This is a genomic window from Methylocella sp., from assembly GCF_044226135.1.
GTDB lineage: Bacteria > Pseudomonadota > Alphaproteobacteria > Rhizobiales > Beijerinckiaceae > Methylocapsa.
Genome location: NZ_JBGAHM010000005.1, coordinates 14,390 through 36,560 on the forward strand (window position 1 = coordinate 14,390; position 22,171 = coordinate 36,560).

The following is a 22,171-nucleotide window of genomic DNA, read 5'->3' on the forward strand; positions in this document are numbered from 1 at the left end:
CCGACGCGAAAAGGGGTGAGGCGTCCTGTCCGATCTTGCGACCGCGCTCGAAGAGCTGGGCTTCAGGCTCGCCGCCCACGCGAGCCTCGCCTCGACCAACGACGAGGCGCTCGCCGCCGCGCGCGCCGGCGATCCCGGCCGCCTCTGGGTCGTGGCGCAGAGCCAGAGCGCCGGCCGCGGCCGCAACGGCCGCGCCTGGGTCTCCGAGCCCGGCAATCTTCATGCGAGCCTGCTGCTGATCGACCCCGCGCCGCTCGCGCGCGCGCCGGAGCTTGGCTTCGTCGCGAGCCTTGCGGCCGCCTGCGCGCTCCAGGCGCTCGTCGGCGGCGCGGCGAAGATCGCGCTCAAATGGCCAAACGACATGCTCTGCGACGGCGCCAAGATCGGCGGCGTGCTGCTCGAAAGCGCGACGCTTGAGGCCGAAGGCGGGAAACGCCTCGCCTGCGTCGCGGGCTTCGGCGTCAACTGCCGGTCCCACCCTTCCGAAGCGCTTTATCCCGCGGGCGACCTCTCCGCCGCCGCCGGCCGCCCGATCGACGCCGGCGAGGCGTTGCGCGCGCTCGCGGCCGAGACGGCGCATTGGCTCGGCGTCTGGGCCCAGGCCGGCGGCTTCGCGCTCGTCCGGCGCGAATGGCTCGCGCGCGCGGCGGGGCTTGGCGAACATATCCGCATCGCGCGGCGCGGCGGCGACGTCGAAGGCGTCTATCGCACGATCGACGAAAGCGGCCGGCTCGTCCTCGACCTTGGGGCCGCCGGCGACGTCAGCGTCGACGCCGGCGACGTGTTTCTGGCGCGGCCGGCCTGACGGCCCGGCGCGTGCGCATCATCAAGAAGGATGGCCTGTTTAATGAACGCGGCGCCTGACGAACTCGTCTTCGCTCCGCTTGGGGGTTTGGGCGAAATTGGAATGAACCTCGCGCTTTACGGCTACGGGCCGAAGGGCGCGATGAAATGGCTGATGGTCGATTGCGGCGTCGCTTTCGCCGGCCCCGAGCACGCCGGCGTTGAAATCGTCGTGCCGGACGTCTCTTTCGTCGAGAAGATCAGGCGCGATCTCGTCGCGCTCGTCATCACCCATGCGCATGAGGACCATATCGGCGCGGTCGCCGACCTCTGGCCGAAATTCGGCTGTCCCGTTCATGCGACGGGCTTCGCCGCCGACCTTCTGCGCGCCAAGCGCTTCGCCGATCAGGGCGCGCCCGAAGCGCCGATCCATGTCGTCGAGCAGGGCGAGCGTTTCGAGGCCGGGCCTTTTTCGGTCGAAATGGTCGCCATGGCCCATTCGATCCCCGAAAGCTGCGCGCTCGCCATCCGCACCCCGGCGGGCCTCGTGCTGCATTCGGGCGACTGGAAGATCGACGCCGAGCCGGGCCTTGGCCGCCCGACCGACCAGAAGCGGCTTTCGGCGCTTGGCGACGAGGGCGTTCTGGCGCTCGTCTGCGATTCGACCAACATCCTGCGCGAGGGCGTCAGCCCCTCCGAGGGCGAGGTCGCGCGCCATCTGCGCAAGATCATCGCCGGCGCACGCGGCCGCGTCGTGGTCACGACCTTCGCCTCCAACGTCGCGCGCATCCGCGCCGTCGCCGAGGCCGCCGCCGCCGCCGGCCGCGAGGCCATTCTCGCCGGCCGCGCCATGGAGCGCGTCGTCGCCGTCGCGCGGGAGCGCGGTTATCTCGACGGCCTGCCGCCCTTCCGCGGCCTCGACGCCTTTTCCGATCTGCCGCGTGAAAGGACCGTGCTCATCGCCACCGGCAGCCAGGGCGAGCCGCGCGCCGCGATCGCGCGCATCGCCGAGGGCGCGCATCCGGTCGTCTCGCTCAACGCCGGAGACATGACCATCTTTTCGTCGCGCACCATTCCCGGCAATGAGCGCGAGGTCGGGCGCCTCGTCAATCTGCTCGTGCGCGCCGGCGTCGAGGTCGTCACCGACCGCGTCGCGCTGGTCCACGCCTCCGGCCATCCGCGCCGCGGCGAGGTCTCCGAGCTCTACGCCTGGACGCGGCCGCAGATCGCGGTGCCGGCCCATGGCGAGGAGCTGCATCTGTCGGAGCACGCGGCCTTCGCGCGCGCGCAGGGCGTGCCGCATGTGGTCGCGGCGCGCAACGGCGATCTCGTGACGCTCGCCCCGGGCCAGCCCGGGGTGACCGGCGAGGTCGCGTCCGGGCGGATGCTCAAGGACGGCGACATCTTCGTGCCCCTCGGCGACGAGGCGCTGCGCGTGCGCCAGAAGCTCGCCGCCTCGGGCGTCATCACCATCGCGCTCGCGGTTACGGCCAAGGGCGACCTCGCCGGCGTGCCGGACGTGATGACCGCGGGCGTGCCGGCGCGGACGCGCGACGGCGCGGCCATGGACGCGACGATCGACGAAGCCCTGTTCCAGACCTTCGATCACCTGCCGCGGCAGAAACGGCGCGACGCCGACGTCGTCTCGACGGCGATCGAGAAGGCGGTGCGGGCCGCGGTCGCCTCGGTCTGGGGCAAGAGGCCGTCCGTGCATGTGCTCGTCGTCGAGGTGTGAGCCTGCCGACCTTCGGGCGGCGGACGGGCGCCGCGATCAGTCCTTTCCCATCCCGAGGCCTGCGTCTCGACGCGGCGCGACGACGCGCACAGCGCCCGCCGATCCCGGTCCGCTGACGCGCATCGCGGCGGACCCTGCCGTTTTTCGGCGCCGATCCCAAGATCGGGACGACGCAGGGCGACGCTGGCCCGCGATCCGGTCGTGCTCTTCAGGGGCTTGCGCCGAGCACGGCGAGCCGGGAGCGGATCGTCACGGCGCGCGAATGTCAGGCGACGCCCCCGGTCCGGCGCTCTGCGTTGCGGGCGCGGGACCGTGTCGGGGCCGCCGTCCATGTCCGCGCCCCGGGCTTAATGAAGGGCCGGCCTTCGCGGCGGACGCGCCCGAAGATTTTCCGTCCCGCGGCGCCCGGGCCGCGCGCGTCACCCGATCCGGTCGAACAGCCTGCGGAAGGCGCCCTCGCGCGTCGCGAGCGCCTCGAAGCCGCCGCGCTCGACGATGCGGCCGGCCTCAAGCACGACGATCTCGTCCATGCGTGCGAGCGCGGCGTCGCGATGCGTGAGCACGATGAGCGTGACGCCCGGCCGCGCCAGCAGCGCGTCGAAAAGCGCGCGCTCGGTTTCGGCGTCAAGACCCTCGCCCGGCTCGTCGAGCACGAGGACCGGGCTTTTGAGGAGCAGCGCGCGGGCGATCGCGAGCCGGCGCGCCTGCCCGCCCGAAAGACGCGCGCCGCCGACCCCGACGAAGGTGTCGAATCCCTGCGGGCTCGTCTCCACCGTTTCGAGAAACTGCGCCGCCTCCGCCGCTTCGCGCAATTCGGCCTCGGTCGCGTCCGGCCGGGCGAGGCGCAGATTTTCGGCGATGGTCGCCGTGAACACATGCGGGGCCTGCGGCGCCACGGCGACGAGCGCCCGAAGGCGCTCCTGCGGCAGTTCGTCGATCGGCGCGCCGCCAAGACGGATGCGGCCCTGGCTCGGATCGCGCACGCGCGCCAGAAGGTCGACGAGGCTCGACTTGCCGGCGCCGCTCGTCCCGACGACGGCGACGCGCGCGCCTTCAGGAATCTTGAGGTCTATGTTTTCCAGCGCCGGCTCGAGCGCGTCCGGATAGGCGAGGCCGACGCCTTCAAAAGAGAGGTCGAAGGTTTTGGGCGCCTCGCGCGGGCGCGCCGGATCGGCGACGGGCGGGCGGCGGTCGGCGAGCGCGAAGATCCGCCGCGCCGAGGCGAGCGCGCCGGGCAGAGCGGCGAAGGCGGCGGGCGCGCCGGCGAAGGCCTCGAAGGCGGCGAGCGACAGCAGCGCGGCCATGGCGAGAAAGGGCGCGCCAAGGGCGCCGCCCGAAACGAGCGGAACGCCGACGACGAGCGCCGCGCAGAGCGCGAATCCGCCGGCGAGCGCGAGTCCGGCGTCGGCGAGGCCGGAAAGCTGCGCAAGCCGCGCCTCCTGCGCCAGAAGCGCGTCATGGGTTTCTTCGAGCGCCGCGAAACGGGTCTTGGCGGCGCCGGTGAGGAGCAGCGCGCCGAGCCCGCCGAGATCGCCGGCGAGCGACGCGCGCAAGTCGCCCGCTTTCTCCGCCGCGCCGCGGCTCGCCGCGCGCCCGGCATGGGCGGCCGCGGCCGGCAGGATGAAGCCGCCGGCGAAAAGCGCCGCGCCGACCGCGCCGGCGAGGCGAAGGTCGGTGAAGGCGGCGAGCGCGGCGACGACCGCCGCCGAAGAAAGCGCCGCCGTCGCGAGCGGGGCGACGAGCCGCAGGAACACGAGCTCGAGCCGGTCGACGTCGCCCTTCAGTCCGGCGAAGAGGTCGCCGGCGCGAAGGTCGGCGAGCGCGCCGGGGGCGAGCGGGGCGAGCCGCGCGAACAGAAAGACGCGGGTCGTCGCCAGAAGGCGCAGGGTCGCCTCATGGCCGATCACCCGGTCGAGATAGCGCCCGCCGATGCGCAGCAGGGCGAAGGCCCGGATCAGCGCCGAGGGCATGAAATAATTCATGAGCCCGCCCGCCGCCCCGGCCAGCGCCATGGCCGTGACGAACCAGCCCGAGGTCGCCATCAGGCCGATGTTGGCGAGCGTCGCCACGAGCGAGGCGCCGATCGAGAGCGCGAGCCAGCCGGCATAGGGCCGGTAAAGCTTCAGGAGCCGCCAGAGAGCGTTCACGCCGCCCGCCTCCCGCCGACCTCGCCGGCCGCCTCGCGCGCCGCGGCGGTGAGCCTTGCGTAAAGCCCGCCGGCGGCGACGAGCGCGTCATGCGGCCCGTCCTCGACGATGCGGCCGGCGTCGAGCACGATGATCCGGTCGGCGCGGCGCGCGGTCTCGAGCCGGTGCGCGATGACGATCGCCGTGCGCCCGGCGATGAGCTCAAGCGTCGCCGCGTCGACGAGCCGCGCCGTCGCCGGATCGAGATGGGCGGTCGGCTCGTCGAGCAGGACGAGCGGCGCCGGGCGGAAGAAGGCGCGCGCCAGCGCGACGCGCTGCGCCTGCCCGCCGGACAGCCTTCGGCCGCGCTCGCCGAGCAGGGTCCTGCGGCCCTGCGGCAGGCGCGCGACGAACGTTTCCGCGCGCGCCGCCCTGAGCGCGGCGTCGATCGCGGCGTCGAGCGCGCCTTCGGCCGGCGCGCGCCCCATCGCGACATTTTCGTCGAGCGTGCCGTCGAACAGGTCGGCGCGTTGCGGCACATGGGCGATAAGGCCGCGCCAGGCGGAAAGGTCGAGTCCGGCGAGGGGCGCCCCGTCGATGAAAACCGCGCCCTCGCTCGGCTCGAGAAAGCCGAGCAGGAGCGCGAACAGCGTGGATTTTCCGGCGCCGCTCGGGCCGACGAGGGCGACATGCTCGCCGCGCGCGATTTCGAGCGTGACGCCGTCGAGGCCGCGCCGTCCGTCGGCATGGACCACATGCGCGTTCTCAAGACGCAGGGCGACGGCCGCGCCCGGCGCGAGGCGGCGTCCGCCGGCGGCGGCGGGAGCGGGCCGCGCGAGAAGGTCGAGGATGCGTTCGGCCGCCGCGACGGCCTCCATGCGCGCGTGGCGCTGCGCGCCCATCGCCCGCAACGGCGCGAAAAACTCGGGCGCGAGCAGCAGCGCGAACAGGCCGGCGCGGTAATCGATCTCGCCCCACATCAGGCGGAAGCCGACCAGCGCCGCCACCAGGGCGATCGACATGGCGGCGAAAAATTCGAGCGCCAGCGAGGACAGGAAAGCGAGGCGCAGCACCGACATGGCGTCGCGCCGGTAGTCCTGCGACATGCGCGCGATGACCTCCGTCTCGCGCTTCGCGGCGCCGATGAGCTTGAGGTCGGCGAGCCCCTCGATGGCGTCGAAAAGCCGCCCGCCGAGCCGCGCGAGCGTCGCCCACTGGCGCTGGTTCGCCTGTTCGGCGCTGCGGCCGATCAGCGTCATGAACAGCGGAATGAGCGGCGCCGTGGCGAAAAGCGCGAGGGCGGAGATCCAGTCGAAGGGCGCGACGACGATGAGGATCGCCAGCGGCGCGACGGCGGCCGTCGCCATGGCCGGGGCCCAGCGCCGCCAGTAGGGCTCGGTCGCCGCGACGGCGTCGGAAAGGGTGGTCACGAGATCGCCCGTCGCCGCGCCCGACAGCCGCGCCGGGCCGAGCGCCGAGACATGGGCGAGCAGGCGCGCGAACAGATTCCGGCGCACGCGCGCCCCGGCGCGGGCGCCCGCCTGCGCCGCGAAAAAGGCCGCGCCGGCGCGCAACGCATGGACGCCGAGCAGCGCGGCGATCGCCGCGGCGACGCCTGGCAGGCCGGCGCCGTGGAAGGCGACCGCGTCGAGGACGCCGGCGAGGAGCCAGGCGGCGGCGACCGCGAGCAGCGCATGCGCGACGCTGAAGGCGAGCGCGGCCCGCAGCGCGCCGCCCGCCGCCGGACGCGTGGAGCGCAGCAGCGCCGCCGCGTTTGCGGCCGCCTCAGGACCTCCCGCCGCCGCAAGGTCGCTCATGCCGGTTCGCTCACGCGCCGGCCCCGCCGTCCGGCGCCGGCGAGGCGTCGGGCGCCTCGTGGAACTCATACCACATGACGTTGATGATCCCGGCCGCGAGCGCGGCGCCGACGCCGAGAATCCAGGTGAAATACCACATCGCGCGCGCCTTTCTTCAGTAGGCGGAATGGGAATGGGAGTCGATCGTCGCGGCCGTGACCCTGCCCCACATGCGCGCATAGCACCACACGGTGTAGGCGAGCACGAGCGGCAGGAAGAGCGCGACGGCCCAGAACATGACGTTGAGCGTGAGATGGCTCGAGGCGGCGTCCCAGATCGTCAGGCTCGAGCGCGGATCGACGCTCGAAGGCATCACGAAGGGAAACATCGAGACGCCCATCGAGCCGATGATCCCGGCCATGCCGAGCGCGCTCGCGACGAAGGCGAGGGCCGGCCGGCGCAGCCTCGCGAAATGCGCCGCCGCGAGCGGGCCGGCGAGGCCGATGAGCGGAACGAGCGCGGCGATCGGCATGCGGCGGTAGACGTCGAACCAGGCGTGCGCCTCGCGCGCGACCTCCTTGGCGAGCGGATTGGGCAGCGCGTCGCGCGGCGGCTCGGAAATCACGCGGTAGCCCTCGACGCCGAACCACATCCAGATCCCGGCGAGCGCGAAGGCCACGGCGACCGCGGGGGCGAGCTTCATGACGATCGCGCGGGCGCGCGCGTCGACCGGATCGCCGGCGCGCATCTGCAGCCAGATCGCGCCATGGGTCGTGAGCATGCCGACGCTGATCAGCCCGGCGAGCAGGGCGAAGGGATTGAGCAGCGGCACGAAGGCGCCAAGCAGCGAGCCCTGGTAGTGCGAGCGCAGGAGCTCGTCGAGATAGAAGGGCACGCCCTGCAAAAGATTGCCGCAGGCGACGCCGAACACGAGCGCGGGAACGACGCCGCCGGCGAACAGGCCGTAATCCCACACATTGCGCCAGACGGGGCTTTCGATCTTCGAGCGGTAGTCGAAGCCGACGGGCCGGAAGAACAGGGCGAAGAGCACCAGCAGCATCGCCATGTAGAAGCCGGAGAAGGCCGAGGCGTAGACCAGCGGCCAGGCGGCGAACAGGGCGCCGCCGGCGGTGATGAACCACACCTGGTTGCCGTCCCAGTGCGGGCCGATGGTGTTGATCGCGATGCGCCGCTCCGTGTCTGTGCGGGCGACGAAGGGCAACAGGCTGCCGACGCCCATGTCCATGCCGTCGGTGATGGCGAAGCCGATCAGCAGCGCGCCGACGAGAACCCACCAGACGAGCTTCAGCGTCTCATAGTCGAGCATGATTTGGTCCTTTCGGCGTCTATTCGGCCGGCGCCGCGGCGGGGCTGGTCTTTCTTTCGAAATGATACCGACCGACGCCGAGCGAGCTCGGTCCGAGCCGAACGAATTTCGTCATCAGGAACACTTCGATGACGAGCAGCAGCGTGTAGAAGCCGATGAAGCCGCTGAGGGAGAAGATGAGGTCCGAACGGGTCAGGCTCGACGTGCCGAGGAAGGTCGGCAGCACCTCGCCGATGGCCCAGGGCTGGCGGCCGAACTCCGCGACGAACCAGCCGGCCTCGCTCGCGATCCAGGGCGCCGGGATGGCGGCGACGGCGAGCCACAGGAGCCAGCGGTTCTGCTCGAGCCGGCGGCGGGCGTTGAGCCAGAATCCGGCGGCGAAGATGAACAGCATGGCGAAGCCGAGGCCGACCATGGCGCGGAAGGCGAAGAACAGCGGCCAGACGGTCGGGATGGTCGAATCCGCGGCGGCCCTGATGTCGGCCTCGCCGGCTCTCGCCGGATCCTCGACGAACTGCTTCAGGAGGAGGCCGTAGCCAAGGTCTTTCGCATGGGCGTCGAACTGGCTGCGCGTTTCGGGGCTCGCGTCGCCGCGGCGGATCTTCTGCAGGGCGTCATAGGCGAGAAGCCCGGAGCGGATGCGCGTTTCGTGCTGGTCGCGCAGATCGAGCAGGCCAAGCACCGGCGTGTCGAGCGAATGGGTCGCGATGAGGCCCAGCGCCCAGGGGATCTCGATCTTGAAATCGGTCGTCCTCGTCTCCTGGTTCGGGAGGCCGAACAGCGTGAAGGAGGCCGGCGGCGCCTGCGTATGCCATTCCGCCTCGATCGCCGCGAGCTTGACCTTCTGCACGTCGCCAAGCTCATAGCCGCTCGCGTCGCCGAGCACGATGACCGACAGCGAGGAGGCGAGGCCGAAGCCGACCGCGACCGCGAAGGAGCGCCGCGCGAACGGCAGGTCGCGGCCCTTGAGGATGTACCAGGCGGAAATGCCGAGCACGAACATCGAGCCGGTGACATAGCCGGCGGCGACGGCGTGGACGAATTTCACCTGCGCCACGGGGTTGAGGAACACCTCGGCGAAGCTCTGCATCTCCATGCGCATGGTTTCAGGCCGGAACACCGAGCCGACCGGGTTCTGCATCCAGCCGTTGGCGACGAGAATCCACATCGCCGAAAGATTGGAGCCGAGCGCCATCAGGAAGGTGACGGCGAGATGCTGGCGCTTCGTGAGCCGGTCCCAGCCGAGGAAGAACAGGCCGATGAAGGTCGATTCGAGGAAGAAGGCCATCAGGCCCTCGATCGCCAGCGGCGCGCCGAAAATGTCGCCGACGTAATGCGAGTAGTAGGACCAGTTGGTGCCGAACTGGAACTCCATGGTGAGGCCGGTGGCGACGCCGAGGGCGAAGTTGATTCCAAACAGCTTGCCCCAGAATTTGGTCATGTCCCTGTAGATGACCTTGCCGGTCATCACATAGACCGACTCCATGATGACGAGCAGCCATGACAGGCCGAGCGTCAGGGGCACGAAAAGAAAGTGATAAAGAGCCGTCGCCGCGAACTGCCATCGCGACAACTCCACAAACGTCTGATCGATCATGACGGTCGCCATCCTATTGGCGGCGCGCGGCGCGCATCGCCGCCTCGCGCGGTTTCAGCGCGGCCTTGATAGCCGATCAAACTTCTATTTTCTATATAAGATAGACGTCGCGGGCGTCGCGGGCGCGGCCGGATGGTCGCCTGACGGCGCCGGCCTGATCGCGTAAGGGGTTGTTCTGAAAGGCGCTGCCTGCGCGCCTGCGGGCGCCGGCGCAGCCTGCGGCGGCGTTTCGCCGCATCGGGCGCGTCAGGCTCGGGCGGCGGCCGGCCTTGCGCGGCAGGCCGAGGGCTCGCTCGGGCGCATGTCGAGGACGCCGAGAATCTCGTCGCCGTTGACGACGAGATCGGCCACCGTGACCTCATCGAGCGCCTCGAGAAAGGCGGCGGTGGCGCGGCGCAGCGCCCTGGCGAGCACGCATCTGTCGATGAGCGGACAGGTGTTGGTTTGCGGGTCGAAACATTCGACCACGGCGAATCCGTCCTCGGTCCTGCGCAGGATTTCGCCGACGGTGATCTGGCCCGCCGGACGGGCGAGGCGGAAGCCGCCCTTGTTGCCGCGCATGGTCTCGAGATAGCCCCATGTCCCGAGCTGATGCGCGCATTTGACGAGATGCGCCCTGGAGACGCCGAAGCCGAGGGCGACGTCGTTGATCGCCGTCAGTTCCGGGGCCCGGGCCGCCGCGACCATGAGCACGCGCAGGCAGTAATTGGAGTAGCTCGTCAGCCTCATCGATCCTGCCGCCAGGACGCTCGCCCGTCCGCTCCAGATGAGCGCGCCGGCCGAGATTTGCAACAAATCGCGCGCCAAAACAATCGGCGGGGCGTTTTGACGCGGCGCGGCCGGCCCGGCTCAAGGCGACTCGGGGCGCGGCGCGAGGTCGGCGTCGGTGAGGGTCTTCAGAAAGGCGACGATCGCGTCGATCTCGGCGTCGTCGAGCGGCGCCCGGCCGCCCGGCGCGCCGCCGAAGGGCGTGTCTTTTTCGAGATTGGCGCGATAGCGCTCCGGCAGGTCGTCGAAAGTCTCGACGCCGCCGCCCGGCGCGCGCGGATACCAGCGGCCGGGGTCCGTGTCGCGCGTCGCATAGAAGGCGACGGCCGCGCGCAGGTCGTGGATCGCGCCATTGTGGAAGAAGCTCTGGCGCAGCGCGACATTGCGCAGGCTCGGCGTGCGGAAACGGCCGCAATCGCCGGGATGGTCGGCGAGATCCGCGCGCAGCGGCCCGCACAGGCCAAGGTCGAAATGCGCCGGATCGGCGTTGGCCGGCAGCGCGCGGTTGCGCGGCACGCCGAGCGCCACATGCGCATAATCGGTGAACTGCGGCGGCGCGCCGTCTTTTGACGGGCGCGCCGGATGGCAGCGGGCGCAGTCGCCCTTGGCCGCGTCGGAGAACAGCTTCAGGCCGCGCAATTCCTGCTCGCCGAGCTGCGCCCTGCCGGCGAGAAAGGCGTCGTAGCGGCTCGAATAGGGGTAGAACGCGGACGGGCTCTGCTGGAACGCGTCGAGCGCGTCGAGCGCGCCGTCGAAGGCGTCATCCTCGCGCTCGAAGACGCTTTCGCCAAACACGCGCCGGAAGCTCGCCGCATAGGGCGCGGCCGCGAGCCTTGCGGCGACGGCGGCCGGCGAGGCGTTGGCCATCTCGTCGGGCGAAAGCAGCGGGATCTTCGCCTGGTCGCGGGCGCGGTCGACCCTTCCGTCCCAGGTCAGCCCGCCGGTCGGGCCGCCGTCGACGCTTTCGTCGCCCTCTTCGTCGGATTCGAAATAATGCGCCGTGAAGGCCGGCGTCGCCTGTAAATAGCGCAGCGCGGGGACGGCCCGCGTCCCCGCCCGGTCGAGCGAAGGCCCGCCGGAGGCGACCGGCCCCGCGCCCGGCGGGCCGAAGCCGCGCGCGGGGTCGTGGCAGGTCGCGCAGGCCATGGCGCCGGAGGCGGACAGGCCGGGGTCGAAGAACAGTTCGCGCCCGAGCGCGGTCAGGTCCGCGGCGCGGGCGCGGGCCGCCGCCCGGCTCATCGGCCCGGGATGCAGCGCGCGGGGATAGGCGGGCGCGTCGAGCGTGGGGGCGGGCGCTTCGGCGCGCGGGGCGGCGGGCGTGACGGCGAGCGCCGCGCAGAAAAGCCCGGCGACGGCGCGGCGCGCGAGTCTGGTCATGGAAACGTCTTCACGGGCGCGTCAAAAATTCCGTTGCAAGGCCGGTTCGGGGCGAAGGCGCCCGGGTTGGCGCGGGCGCGCCGCGCTTTTAAACCCGCCTGAAGACGTCGCCATGACGCGGCGCGCCGGGGCCGTCATCGAACCGACATGGCGAAGGGCGAAGAGTCGCGCCGGAACCGGCCCGCTTTCCGGCGCGGCGCGAACCGTCTGACCCTGCGGCGCGCGGAAAAACCTGCGCCGGCCTGACTGAAGAGAGCGCTCATGTTTTTGATCGAGCGGACAAAACCCATCCTGCGCGGGGCGGCCTGCGCGGCGCTGCTTTCGGCGGGCGGCCTCGCCCCGGCCGCGGCGGCCCCGCCCGGGTTCGAGCAGATCGAGACCCTCGTCGTGATCTATGCGGAGAACCGCAGCTTCGACAATCTTTACGGCGCCTTTCCGGGCGCCGACGGCCTTGCCGCCGCCCCGCCGCAAACGACGCGCCAGATCGACCGCGACGGCGCGCCGCTGTCCGAGCTGCCGCCAAGCTGGGGCGGCCTCACCGCGCGCGGGGCGAGCCCGGTCGTCACGCAGGCGCAATCGGCCCATCTGCCCAACGCGCCTTTCGCCCTCGACGACCCGGCGGGCTTCGCCCTGTCCCTTTCGACGCCGACGCGCGACCTCTGGCACCGCTTCTACCAGAACCAGATGCAGATCGACGGCGGCCGCAACGACGCCTTCGCCGCCTATTCCGACGCCGGCGGCCTCGCCATGGGCTATTACGACGGCTCGAAACTGCCGCTGTGGGACGTCGCCCGCCGCTATGTGCTCGCCGACCATTTCTTTCAGGGCGGCTTCGGCGGCTCCTTCCTCAATCATTTCGAGCTCGTCTGCGCCTGCGCGCCCTTTTATCCCGACGCCGACGAAAGCCCGGCGAAGGATCTGATCTCGGTCGTCGAGGGCGACGGAACGCGGCTCAAGCTCGCCGCCAATTCGCCGGCCTCGGCCCTCGACGGGCCGCCGAAATTCGTCCGCGACGGCAACCTCACGCCCGATTTTTATGCGGTCAACACCATGCAGCCGCCCTACCAGCCGAGCGCGGTCGGGCCGGCGGCGGGCGGCGACCCCGCCCATGCCGACCGCGCCAAGGCCGCCGTCCTGCCGCCGCAGACGCAGACGACCATCGGCGACCTGCTCTCCCAGAAGGGGATCGACTGGGCCTGGTACGCCGGCGCCTGGGGCGCGGCGCTCGAAGGCGAAAACGGCGAGCCGGCGCCGAATTTCCAGTTCCACCACCAGCCGTTCAACTATTTTGTCGCCATGGCCCCGGGAACGGCGGCGCGCGCAGCGCATCTGCGCGACGGCGGGCTCGACGGCGCCGCCTTCCTCGCCGACGTCGACGCCGGCAGGCTGCCCGCCGTCGCCTTCTACAAGCCGCAGGGCAATCTCAACGAGCATCCCGGCTACACGGATCTGCTTTCGGGGGATCAGCATATCGCCGAAATCGTCGCGCGGCTCGAAAAAAGCCCGCAATGGCCGCATATGCTGGTCGTCGTCACCTATGACGAGAACGGCGGCTTCTGGGACCATGCGGCTCCGCCGAAGGCCGACCGTTTCGGCCCCGGCTCGCGCATTCCGGCGCTGATCGTCTCGCCCTATGCGCGCCGCGGCTTCGTCGACCATACGCTTTATGACACGACCTCGATCCTGCGCTTCATCTCCGCGCGCTGGGATCTGCCGACCCTGCCGGGCCTCGCCGCGCGCGACGCCGCGCTTCGCGCCCATGGCGAGCCGCCGCTCGGCGACCTCTCGGCCGCGCTCGATCTCGGGCGCTGAACGGCGCCGCGCCCGCTGAAGCGGCCGCCGGCGTCCGGCGCGCGCCCGGTCACGGCCGCAGCCAGACCGTCATGCCGGGTTCGAGCCCCTCGACCGGACGTTCGGGGTCGATCCGCAGGCGGAAGCTGTTGAGGTCATGGTCGCCGACCGCGCGGGCGGCGCGCCATGTGGCGAATTCGCCGAGCGGGCGCAGCGCGACCGTCCGCGCCGGGATGGCCTTGCCGTCTCCGCCGACGATCGTCGCCGGCAGGCCGACGGCGAGGCCCGGCAGACGGTCCTCGCGGATCGTGAAGCTGAACCAGCGCCCGCCTTCGACGGCGAGGGTCAGGACCGGCTTGCCCGGCGTCAGGATCTCGCCGGGCGCGGCCGCCTGCGCAGCCACCGTGCCGCCGACCGGCGCCGTGAGCCGCGTCTTGGCCAGGGCGGCCTCGATGTCGGCGAGCTTCGCCTGATCCAGCGAGCGCCTGGCGACGTCGAGCGAGGCGGTGGTTTCGTCGAGCTTCTGGAGCGTCGCGAAATTCTTCTCGGTCAATTGCCGCGTGCGGCCATAGGTCTGCTGCGCGAGCCGCGCCGAGGCCTCCGCCGCGGCGACCGCCGCCTTGCGCGCGGCGAGGTCCTCGGCGCGCGTGCCGACCTCGATGCGCGTGGCGTCCGCCTCGGCCTGCGCCAGCAGCGGCTGCGGCCGGGTCGGGAACCACGGCGAAAGCCCGACGATCGCCGTGACCGCGAGCGCGACGATGATCGCGCCCGCCCGCCGGCGGGCGGCGCCGCTCCCTGCGCCTCTTGCCCGGCGAAATCCTGCGCGCCGTCGCGTTTCACGCTTTCATCCCTGCGCCGCCGTCACGGGCGCGGGGTCGCCGCTTCGCGTCACGGCCGGGCCAGCTCCGCCGCCCTGGGGACGGGCGCGGCGAGCGCCTCCGGCGCGCCAAACAGCGCCTCGACGCGGGCGAGGCGCAGCTCGGCCTCGCCGTCGAGCTCGCCGCCCGCGCGCGCGACCTTGCGGATCGCGTCGAGCGCCGCGGCGCGGACGGCGGCGGCAGCTTCGGCAGCGCCGCCATCGCCCGCTCTTCGTCAAGGCGCAGGATCAGCGTCTGGCGGCGCAGCATGTCCTTCAGCGCGGCGACGGGCGTCTGCGGGCGGCGCTCGTCACGCAGCTTCATGAGTTCGGCATAGGCGCGCTCGTCGATCGCGCGCTGGCCGCGGCAGACGTAAATCAGCGCGGAAACCGGCTTCGAGCAGCCCGCCCTGGTCGAGCCCTTCGGCCGCCTCCGCGCGCTGCCGGCTCATTGCGGCCGCCCGGGCGAGATCGCGCGCCGCCGTCCGGCGCGGCCGGTCCTCGGTCGGGTCGAGCCCGACCAGCGCCTGCAGCAGGGGCGCGCCATAGACGGATAAAAAGACGGTTTCCGTCAGCGCGCTCTCGATCGCCTCCGAGAAAAGGGTCTCGCCGGCGAGCCAGAAATTGTCGGGCGGAACCGGCGCGCGATGGGCGCGGACCGCTTCGGCGAGCGGGCCGACCTGCGCCATGAACGGGTTCTGCGACGAAAACAGCGAAAAGCGCAGCCTGTTGCGGTCGGTCCTGCGCAGCAACTCCGCCGTCGCCGCGTTGCTGAAGGCGCGCGCCGTGGGCGCGAGAAAGGCGTGGTAGAGCGCCTTGTTGATCTCCGACACGCGGGCGACGGCGGAAAAGCGCCGCTCGTCGGCGGCGTCATTGCCGCCGAGCGCGCGGATGTCGTCGAGGCGGCGCGGCTCGAAACGCAACAGGTAGCGCCCGACGACGAGATCGCGGTTGGGCGCGTCCGCGGCGAGCTCGACGATCGTCGCCTGGAAGAGGCCGGGCGGCAGAAGCTCGAACGCCTCCATGCAGTTGATGAATTTGTCATGCTCCTTCGTCGCCACCTGGCCGGAGACGAAGATGCCGAGATGGCCGATCGATTCATGCAGCGCGTAGACGATGGTCTGCCCGCCGGCCTGAAGCTCGTCGTCGCTGGCGTAAGGTCGGTGATCCAGCCGAGCGCCTGTTGCGGCGGGGTGATGTCGTCGCCCCATGAGCAGAACGCCACGATCGGCGCGCGGATGTTGCGCAGGTCGACCGCGACGCCGTTCGACGCGCGCAGCTCGCCCGAAGTCAGCCGGTCGCCGACGAACAGGTTGTCGGCGATCCACTGCATCTCGCCGGCGTTGAGCAGCACCGGATTGCCCCACCAGGTCTCGAAATCGAGAAAACGCTCGGCCTCGGCGTCGATCTTCGAATAGACGTTGTAAGGCTTCTTCCAATAGGTGTTGGCGGGGTTCATGCGCTCGAAATTCTCGACCAGCGCGGCGCCGTCGAAGATCCCGGCGCCGAGATCGCCGGCGAGCGCGGTGAGCCATGTGCCGCCGAGCATGCCGCCGAGATAGCGCAGCGGCCGCGTCCCGTGCACGCCCTGCCAGTAGGAGAGCGGCGCGCCGGCGAGCACGAGGGCGCCGACCGGTTCGGGATCGACCGCCGCAGTCATGGCGATCTGCCAGCCGGCCTGACAATTGCCGATGAGGCAGGGCTTGCCGGGCGCTTGCGGGTGCAGCGCGCCGACCATGCGGATGAAATGCGCCTCCGCCGCGCAAACGTCCTCAATGGTCTGGCCGGGCTCGGGCTTCGGCAGGAAGCCGACGAAATAACAGGGGTGTCCGGCGGCGAGCGCCTGGCCGATCTCGCTCTGCGCCTTCATGCCGCCGATGCCCGGGCCATGGCCGGCGCGCGGATCGAACACGATGAAGGGGCGCTTTTTCGGGTCGATCGCGACGCCTTGCGGCGGCGTGATCGCGGCCAGCACGTAATTGACCGGGCGCGGCAGCTGGCGCCCGTCGGCGACGAGGCTCGCCTTGAAGTCGAGGACGTTGGGGGCGAGCGCGTCGGCGCGCTTCAGATAGGTGTCGCCGCGCCGGCGCAGCACGTCGAGAAACAGGATCGAGCGCTGCGCGGCGTCGAGCCAATAGTCGCCGACGGGGCGAAGGCCGAGGCGAAGGCCGTTCCCTGCTTCAGCGCCGCGTGGACTGCGCCGGCGGCGTCCCGCCCGTTCTCGCCGCTCATGGCGTCCTCCCTTTTTGGTGTCGCCTCATCGCCCGTTCATGCGCGCCAAATCAGGATCGCCAAATCAGGATCGCCAAATCAGGATCGCCACGTCAGGATCGCCACTTCAGGAACAGGCCGACGTCGTCGGGAAGGCCATGCGGCCAGTCGATGATCAGCGCCTTGAGCCCATAGCCGAGATCCTGAAACTTCCGCTTCCAGACCTCGTAGAGCCGCCGCGGCGCGCCGACGAGCGACTCCGGCGAGTCCTCTTCAGGAAGATTGATCGAGCGCCCGTGATCCTTGCACATTTCCGAGGGAAAACGAAGAACGAGCAGCTCATGCTCGTCGCGTTCGGCGGCGAGCTCGATGCGGCGGCGCAGCGCCCCGGCCGGCGCGAACGAGCGTGCGGTCATCGCGGCGTCGAGCCGCTCCAGCCCGTCGCGGCTCGCGCCGACGACGCTTTTTCGCCGCAGCGCCGCCTCGAACACGCGCAGCAGGTTGAGGTCGAACGTCCGCCGTCCCATCATATGATCCTGGAAATCGGAACGCCGCGAAGGGCGCGTCCCGCCGCCCCCGCCGCCCGCCCGGCGCCGGCGAGGATCGCCGGAAGCTGCTGGCCGAGCAGCACGAAGATCACGCCATTGCCGGCGAACTGGGCCGCGTCCCACACCGCCGCGCGATGCACGCGCGTGACCGCAGCGCGCGGCCGGTGCGCTCCTCATGGCCCATGGCGACGCCGGCGCAGACCGCGGCGAGCACGCCCGACGCCTGCACATGCTCGGCGGCGAGATAAGCGCCGAAGGGAATGAGCAGGCTGATCAGGATCTGCGTCCCGGTCTCCTCGCCGAAGCGGCGCGCGATCCGGTCCTTGGCGGCGTTGGCGAGAAAGGTCACGCCGACGCCAACGAGCGCCCCTCCGGCCGCGAGCCACATGAACGTCGCGACGGCGTCGGGGATCGAAAAGGCTCCCGTCAGCGCGGCGGCGACGGCGAAGCGCAGACAGACGAGGCCCGAGGCGTCGTTGAGCAGCGACTCGCCCTCGAGAATTTGCATGAGGCGCTTCGGGATGGGGGTTCGCGCGGCGATCGCCGAGACGGCGACCGCGTCGGTCGGCGAGAGCACGGCGGCGAGCGCGAAGGCGATCGCCGGCGGCATGGCCGGGATCAGCCAGTGGATGAACAGCCCGGCGCCCAGCACCGTGAACAGCACGAGGCCGAAGGCGAGGGCGCAGTCCATTTGTCGCGAAAAAGGCCTTCCCTCGGGATGCGCCAGCCGTCGAGAAACAGCAGCGGCGCAATGAACAGGAGAAGGAAGAGCTTCGGGTCGACCTCGACGCTGAAGTCGAAGCTCGCCGCGATCAGCGCGCCGAGCGCGATCTGGATGAAGGGGGCGGGAGCGGGCGCGGGCGAGGCGCGCTCGATCATGCTGCTCGCGACGACCGCGAGCAGCAGAACGAGAATGATGGTCGTCGTCTCCAAGCCCCGGCCCTGACCCTGTCGCCGCGCCGCGGAAGGCGGGGGCGCGAAGGGCGAGCCTCGCACATGGCGCTTCGGCCGTCTCGCCGGATCTTGCCGCGACTTGCCGCCAGTTGCGCCGAGGCGCGTCGGCGCCTGGCCTGCGCTCAGGGCGACTCGAAGGCGTTCATGGCGCGGGCCGAATAGACGAGCGCCGCGCCTTCGTTGAGGGCGATGGCGACGCCGAGCGCCTCGGCCAGCTCCGCCTTTGTGGCGCCGGCCTTGCGCGCGAGGTCGGCGTGGAAGGCGATGCAGCCGTCGCAGCGGGTCGTCACCGCCACGGCCAGCGCGATGAGCTCGCGCATCTTCGGGCCGAGGCCTGGCCCGGCGGGGGCGGCTTCGGACAGGATCTGGTTGCCCTTGAGGATCGCGGGATTGATCTCGCCGATGGTCGCGAGCGTTCCCATCAGCTGGTCGCGGTAGGCGGCCCAGTTCAGCATGGCGGACGTTTCCTTCCCTGACATGAATGACTATCTAGTAGTAGGTAGTTGAAACGGCCGCAAGGCGCCGCTTGAAGTACGGGCCATGAAAAAGCCGACGCCGCCCGCCGCGCCCGCCGCGCCCGCCGCGCGCCGCCCCGACGCGGCGGCGGGCGAGACCCGCGAGCGCCTGCTCGCCTGCGGCGAGGCGCTGGCGCGTTCCCGCGGCTTCAACGGCTTCAGCTACGCCGACCTCGCCGCGGCGGTCGGCGTGCGCACGGCGAGCATCCATTATCATTTTCCGACGAAAGCCGATCTCGGCCTCGCGCTCGTCGCGCGCTATGACGCCCGCTACGACGCCGCCATGGAGGCGATCGCGCGCGAAACGCCGGACGCCGCGCGCCGCGTCCGCGCCTACGCCGGGCTCTATCTCAAGGGGCTTGAAGACAATCTCGGCTGCCTGTGCGCCGTGCTCGCGGCGAGCCCCGACGTTCTGTCGCTCGAGATGCGCGCGGCGGTCGCGGCCTTCTTTGAAAAACACGTCGTCTGGCTGGCCCGCGTGATCGAGCAAGGCCGGGCTGACGGCACGGCGCGCCCGGGCGCCGCGGCCGAGCCGCTCGCCCGCGCCATCATCTGCCTGCTCGAAGGCGCGCTGATGATGGAGCGCCTTTTTGACGCGCACGGTTTTCCGCGCAATGGAGGCGCCTCCGGCGCGCGCAGCTTCGAAGGCGCGCTCGCGGCCGTCGAGCGCGAAATTGCGCCATAGGGCTTCGCCTCCGGTCGGCGGGCGTTTCATCTCGGAACGGCCGCCCTGCGCGGCGCCGACGCCTTCGACGGCCAGGCTCTCCTTCGGCGGCTCCGCGAGCGCGAGCGTCGCGGCGCCCGGCGTGATGTGATAGGGATTGACGCCGCCGGTCCGCTGGCCCTGATGGGCCCGCGCTCGTTCACTAAAGCTCGAAGCCCGTTTGCAAGGAGGGAGCATGGCATGATCGGACGTTTGAACCATGTCGCCATCGCCGTGCCGGAGCTCGGGCCGGCGACCGCGAAATATCGCGACGCGCTCGGCGCCGAGGTCAGCGCGCCGCAGCCGCTGCCCGAGCATGGCGTGACGGTGGTCTTCGTCACTCTCCCGAACGCCAAGGTCGAGCTGCTCGAACCGCTCGGCGAGGCCTCGCCCATCGCCGATTTCGTCGCGCGCAACCCGAAAGGCGCGATTCATCATTTGTGCTATGAGGTCGACGACATTCTGGCGGCGCGCGACCGGCTGAAGGCCGCGGGGGCGCGCGTGCTCGGCGCCGGCGAGCCGAAGACCGGCGCCCATGGCAAGCCCGTGCTGTTCCTGCATCCCAATGATTTTTCGGGCGCGCTGATCGAGCTCGAGCAGGCCTGACGGCGGCTTCCCCCGTTCCGGACTGCTGTGGCCGCGCGGCGCGTTCCGGCCCGCGCGACAGCCTGGCGCGCGGTCCTGAACAGAAAGAGAACAATAATCCCTTGCCAGTTGTGTCTTTCCCGTGCTAATCAAACACAGGTTGCGCACGGAAAGATTGAAAGCGGATGTTCAGGCTCTCGACGCGCGTGTTTCAGGCCGGCCCTCCCGACGCCGTTCGGCTTGAGGCCGAGCGTTTGATCGGCCTTTACGAAGATCGCGCCTATTACGAAGCGCGTGACCGCGCCGTGGGCCGCTGCCTTGACGGCGCGCGTCCGCCGCGCTTCTGGACCCGCGTCAAGCGCGAGGTCGCCCGGATGCAGGACATCGACGTCGGCGTTTCGGGCGCCGATCTGCGCGCCTGATCGTCGGGCCGGCGCAGGCCCTGCGCCTCGGCCGCCCGCCGTCGGGCGGCGCGTCTTCTTCCGCGTCTTCACGTTCACGGTCCGGGCGAAAGCTCCACGGTCCGGGCGAAAGAGGACCGTCGGGGCGAAAGAGGACAGTCCGGGCGAAAGCGGGCGGCGCGCTTGACTTCGCCGGCCGGCTCTCCATAAAGAGGCGGCGGCGCGGGAGCGCCGCCGGGCCGCGCCAAGGCGCAAGGCTCCGGGCGCGTAGCTCAGCGGGAGAGCACTCCCTTCACACGGGAGGGGTCACAGGTTCAATCCCTGTCGCGCCCACCATTGTCTTCAGAGTCCGCCGTTTTCTTCAGAAATCTGATGTTTCGGAAATCCGGCCGGCGCATGCGAACGGCTCCCGGCAAGATCCAGACCTCTCCCGGCGCGAACAGGGCGAACTCGGGAGCTTGGCGGCGCGGGCGCGTCCCGGCGCGGACGATGCGGGGCGCCCCGCCCGTCGCGGCGCCGGGCCTTGTCCAGCGCAATTTTGCCGGTCCGGCCCTGCGCGCCCGTCCGGGGCGTCGCCATAAACCATCGTCGCTTTATGAGTCGTCGTCGCGTGCCGCCGCCGCAGGCGGGCGGGAGGCGAGGGGGTCGCGGGCCGGGACGCCATGCCGCGCGTCCGCTTTTGCGCGTCCGGTAGGGAACGAGCGTCCGCGAAACCTGCATGAGGCTCGCGCGCCGGCCGGGCGGCGGCGTGGGAGGAGCGGAGTGTGAGTCATGTCCGGCGACGATTGTTCGCGCTCGCCGCGGTCGCGCTGGCGCTTGGGCTCGGAGCGGCCGCCTGGCGCGTCGTCTCGCGGCCCAGCGTCCTGACGATCGCCGTCGGCCCGCCCAACGGCGACGACGCCGATTTCGTCGACGCCTGGGCGCGGGCGCTCGCCGCCGCGGACGCGCCCGTGCGACTCAGGGTTCTGCCCGTCGCCGGCCCCGGCGACGCGCTGCGCAGGCTGGAGAGCGGCGCGGCCGCGCTCGCCGTCATGCGCGCGGACGTCGGCGCGACGGACCGGCTTCGCGCGGTCGCGCTCCTGCACAGCGATCCGGTGGTGATCGCCGCCCCGGCGAGCGCCAAAATCGACGCCTTCGCCAGGCTCAAGGGCAAGACGCTCGGCGTCGTCGGGCCGCCCTCGGCCAATGACGCGCTGGTCGACGCGCTGCGTCGCCATTATCGCATCGAGGTCGCCGCCGTCGCGCTTGCGCCGGTCCCGGCGCAGATCGCGGCCGCCCTGCGCGAGAAGAAAGTGGACGCGCTGCTGTTCGTGGCTTCGGCGATTCGCGGCGGCCGTATCGCGGACGGATGGGCCGCGACGCGCCGGGCGCTGGGCAAGACGCTCGCCTTCACGCCGATCGACGACAATGACGCGATCGTCGAGGCGTCGCCCGCCTATGAATCGGGAGAAATTCCGGCCGGCCTGTTCGGCGGGTCGCCGCTGCTGCCGCCCGAGGAGGTCGCCACCCTGCGCGCGCCGACCTATCTCGTGGCGGATCGCGCGGTCGCCGACAGGACCGTCGCCCTTCTGGCCCGCAGCCTGTTCGAGCGCCGCCAGGCCATCGCCGCCGAGTCCGGCGTCGCCAATCTGGTCAAGGCCGCGAGCGTCGACAGGGACGCGGCCTTTCCGATCCATCCCGGCGCGCGGGCCTATTACGACGGCGAGGAAAGCTCGCTCATGGAGCAATATGGCGACTGGCTCTATTACGGCCCGCTGCTCGTCGGCGGCCTCGCCTCGGCCGCCATGGCGGCGCTGCGCTTTCTCGGCTTCAGGCGCGAGGGCGAGGCGACCGAAAGCCTGCTTTCCAGGGCGCCGGCGGTCATTTCGGTGATCAAGGCCGCGAAAACCGTCGAGGAGCTCGACGACATCCGCGCGCAGATCGACGCGGCGGTCGAGCGTTTCACGCGCGACGTCGTCGTCGGCGCGATCGAGGAGACGAAGACGGCGCCGATCGCGCTCGTGGTCGATTATCTCGGCCGCATGATCGCCGAACGCCGCCGCGAACTCTCCGCCGGGCCGACCGGATAGCGGTTTGGGCCGCCGGCGCCGCGCGGCGC

General features: G+C 71.2%; 20 protein-coding genes, 1 tRNA gene and 1 pseudogene. 8 read left to right on the forward strand and 14 right to left on the reverse strand.

The genetic code is table 11. The annotated features are described in order from the left end of the window. The first annotated feature begins 55 nt into the window (after window positions 1–55). Window positions 56–805: a biotin--[acetyl-CoA-carboxylase] ligase gene (locus ACILRB_RS03915; protein ID WP_395665095.1), complete on the forward strand. Its 750-nt coding sequence runs from the start codon at window positions 56–58 to the stop codon at window positions 803–805. Between the two features lie 42 nt (window positions 806–847). Then, a complete protein-coding gene (locus ACILRB_RS03920) occupies window positions 848–2,518 on the forward strand; it encodes a ribonuclease J (protein WP_395664989.1) in 1,671 nt (556 codons plus the stop codon). 419 nt (window positions 2,519–2,937) lie between these two features. On the opposite strand, the gene cydC is transcribed toward ACILRB_RS03920, so the two are convergent. From cydC to ACILRB_RS03955, 7 genes are all read right to left on the reverse strand, one after another. Next, the gene (cydC, locus tag ACILRB_RS03925) at window positions 2,938–4,665 is read right to left on the reverse strand and encodes a thiol reductant ABC exporter subunit CydC (protein ID WP_395664990.1); all 1,728 of its coding nucleotides are present in this window, start codon (window positions 4,663–4,665) and stop codon (window positions 2,938–2,940) included. Beyond that, complete coding sequence (gene cydD, locus ACILRB_RS03930; RefSeq protein WP_395664991.1) at window positions 4,662–6,461, reverse strand: thiol reductant ABC exporter subunit CydD; 1,800 nt, start codon at window positions 6,459–6,461, stop codon at window positions 4,662–4,664. The genes cydC and cydD overlap by 4 nt, the downstream gene beginning before the upstream one ends. Window positions 6,462–6,471: 10 nt before the next feature. After that, window positions 6,472–6,600 (reverse strand): cytochrome bd-I oxidase subunit CydX, encoded by a 129-nt coding sequence (cydX, locus tag ACILRB_RS03935; protein WP_395664992.1) that lies wholly within the window; start codon window positions 6,598–6,600, stop codon window positions 6,472–6,474. 15 nt (window positions 6,601–6,615) lie between these two features. Then, complete coding sequence (gene cydB, locus ACILRB_RS03940; protein WP_395664993.1) at window positions 6,616–7,767, reverse strand: cytochrome d ubiquinol oxidase subunit II; 1,152 nt, start codon at window positions 7,765–7,767, stop codon at window positions 6,616–6,618. A gap of 19 nt (window positions 7,768–7,786) precedes the next feature. Beyond that, window positions 7,787–9,364, reverse strand: coding sequence for a cytochrome ubiquinol oxidase subunit I (locus tag ACILRB_RS03945; RefSeq protein ID WP_395664994.1), 1,578 nt, complete (start codon window positions 9,362–9,364; stop codon window positions 7,787–7,789). A gap of 246 nt (window positions 9,365–9,610) precedes the next feature. After that, a complete protein-coding gene (locus tag ACILRB_RS03950) occupies window positions 9,611–10,093 on the reverse strand; it encodes an Rrf2 family transcriptional regulator (protein ID WP_395664995.1) in 483 nt (160 codons plus the stop codon). A gap of 120 nt (window positions 10,094–10,213) precedes the next feature. Continuing rightward, window positions 10,214–11,509, reverse strand: a complete 1,296-nt coding sequence (locus ACILRB_RS03955) for a cytochrome-c peroxidase (protein ID WP_395664996.1) — start codon at window positions 11,507–11,509, stop codon at window positions 10,214–10,216. A 261-nt stretch (window positions 11,510–11,770) separates the two neighbouring features. Here ACILRB_RS03955 and acpA point away from each other — a divergent pair, with 261 nt between their 5' ends. Continuing rightward, window positions 11,771–13,321, forward strand: a complete 1,551-nt coding sequence (acpA, locus tag ACILRB_RS03960; RefSeq protein WP_395664997.1) for an acid phosphatase — start codon at window positions 11,771–11,773, stop codon at window positions 13,319–13,321. 49 nt (window positions 13,322–13,370) lie between these two features. Here the strand turns inward: acpA and ACILRB_RS03965 are convergent, their stop codons facing one another. From ACILRB_RS03965 to ACILRB_RS03995, 7 genes and pseudogenes are all read right to left on the reverse strand, one after another. Continuing rightward, window positions 13,371–13,853 (reverse strand): efflux RND transporter periplasmic adaptor subunit, encoded by a 483-nt coding sequence (locus tag ACILRB_RS03965; RefSeq protein WP_395664998.1) that lies wholly within the window; start codon window positions 13,851–13,853, stop codon window positions 13,371–13,373. Window positions 13,854–14,467: 614 nt separating this feature from the next. Continuing rightward, window positions 14,468–16,251, reverse strand: a pseudogene (locus tag ACILRB_RS03970) (DUF3141 domain-containing protein). Then, the gene (locus ACILRB_RS03975) at window positions 16,221–16,388 is read right to left on the reverse strand and encodes a hypothetical protein (RefSeq protein WP_395664999.1); all 168 of its coding nucleotides are present in this window, start codon (window positions 16,386–16,388) and stop codon (window positions 16,221–16,223) included. The pseudogene ACILRB_RS03970 and the gene ACILRB_RS03975 overlap by 31 nt, the downstream one beginning before the upstream one ends. Window positions 16,389–16,480: 92 nt before the next feature. Further along, window positions 16,481–16,894 carry a hypothetical protein gene (locus ACILRB_RS03980; protein ID WP_395665000.1) on the reverse strand — a complete coding sequence of 138 codons (414 nt, stop codon included), beginning with the start codon at window positions 16,892–16,894 and terminating at the stop codon, window positions 16,481–16,483. A gap of 109 nt (window positions 16,895–17,003) precedes the next feature. Then, a complete protein-coding gene (locus tag ACILRB_RS03985; protein WP_395665001.1) occupies window positions 17,004–17,606 on the reverse strand; it encodes a cation:proton antiporter in 603 nt (200 codons plus the stop codon). Then, complete coding sequence (locus ACILRB_RS03990) at window positions 17,534–17,848, reverse strand: cation:proton antiporter (protein WP_395665002.1); 315 nt, start codon at window positions 17,846–17,848, stop codon at window positions 17,534–17,536. The genes ACILRB_RS03985 and ACILRB_RS03990 overlap by 73 nt, the downstream gene beginning before the upstream one ends. A 143-nt stretch (window positions 17,849–17,991) precedes the next feature. After that, on the reverse strand, window positions 17,992–18,324 hold the full coding sequence (locus tag ACILRB_RS03995) for a carboxymuconolactone decarboxylase family protein (RefSeq protein WP_395665003.1): 333 nt from the start codon (window positions 18,322–18,324) through the stop codon (window positions 17,992–17,994). Between the two features lie 85 nt (window positions 18,325–18,409). Between ACILRB_RS03995 and ACILRB_RS04000 the strand changes: the two genes are divergently transcribed. The 5 genes from ACILRB_RS04000 (at window position 18,410) to ACILRB_RS04020 (ending at window position 22,142) form a co-directional block, all read left to right on the forward strand. After that, entirely contained in the window at window positions 18,410–19,069 is a 660-nt protein-coding gene (locus ACILRB_RS04000) for a TetR/AcrR family transcriptional regulator (RefSeq protein ID WP_395665004.1), read from the forward strand. A 219-nt stretch (window positions 19,070–19,288) separates the two neighbouring features. Further along, entirely contained in the window at window positions 19,289–19,693 is a 405-nt protein-coding gene (mce, locus tag ACILRB_RS04005) for a methylmalonyl-CoA epimerase (RefSeq protein ID WP_395665005.1), read from the forward strand. 164 nt (window positions 19,694–19,857) lie between these two features. After that, window positions 19,858–20,094 (forward strand): hypothetical protein, encoded by a 237-nt coding sequence (locus ACILRB_RS04010; RefSeq protein WP_395665006.1) that lies wholly within the window; start codon window positions 19,858–19,860, stop codon window positions 20,092–20,094. 240 nt (window positions 20,095–20,334) lie between these two features. After that, a tRNA-Val gene (locus ACILRB_RS04015) sits at window positions 20,335–20,409 on the forward strand. Between the two features lie 428 nt (window positions 20,410–20,837). Further along, window positions 20,838–22,142, forward strand: a complete 1,305-nt coding sequence (locus ACILRB_RS04020) for a TAXI family TRAP transporter solute-binding subunit (protein ID WP_395665007.1) — start codon at window positions 20,838–20,840, stop codon at window positions 22,140–22,142. Window positions 22,143–22,171 lie beyond the last annotated feature (29 nt).